The organism is Ruminococcus sp. CAG:57 (assembly GCF_000435935.1).
Taxonomy (GTDB): domain Bacteria; phylum Bacillota; class Clostridia; order Oscillospirales; family Ruminococcaceae; genus Hominimerdicola; species Hominimerdicola aceti.
The window spans coordinates 1-711 of sequence record NZ_FR890674.1; the positions used below are offsets into that span (position 1 = coordinate 1).

1 protein-coding gene is annotated in these 711 nt (G+C 36.7%); it reads right to left on the bottom strand.

The annotated features are described in order from the left end of the window. Positions 1 to 638: hypothetical protein (locus tag QVO88_RS00010; protein WP_288177641.1), on the bottom strand; the 638-nt coding region annotated here is incomplete at its 3' end. Between the last annotated feature and the right edge of the window lie 73 nt (positions 639 to 711).

Genomic DNA, 711 nt, shown 5'->3' on the forward strand with positions numbered 1-711 from the left:
GACGGATCCGACCACATATGATGATAGTATTTGAACGTTGAAGGATTGCCCTGTTTTCCAGGTACTTCAACCTTCGTAAGCTCAACATCGACTTCTTCATTGTCATCAAGGCCGTCATCATCCGTGTCAGCTTTCATATAATCGGTATTAACAATTTTGCAATTTGAGCTTACAATAAGACCACTCATTTCTTCAATATCTGTAAAACCGTCACCATCAGTGTCTGTTTCTCCAACAAAGGTCTTAGGACCTATTTCATTGCAGCTTTGATTTATTTCAGCAGCGGTTTTAGCAGAGTATACCTTGCCGCCTGTCAGCTGTGCATAACCTATCAATGCAGCTGTATTAAAATCACCAATACAGAAAAAGTAAATAGGTATCATGTTATTAATTGCAAGCTTAAGAAATCTACTGTCAACTGATACACTGCTGTCAGTAATAAAAATAATTTTAGAGTTATACCCCATAGCCTCATCATTGAGTATAACTGCTGCTAAACCAATTCCATAACTAGCATTAGCAGTTCTGCTGTAATAAATCGGATCCCATTTCAACGCACTTTTGACACTCGTAAAATCGGTGTTCATTCCACCAGCATTCTGGTAGGTCAAAAAGCTCATAATATCTGAATCCGACATTGAGTCTACAATATTACTAACTATAAGTTCATTTCGATTTGCGTTATTAACATTATATATATTCGAACTTTTT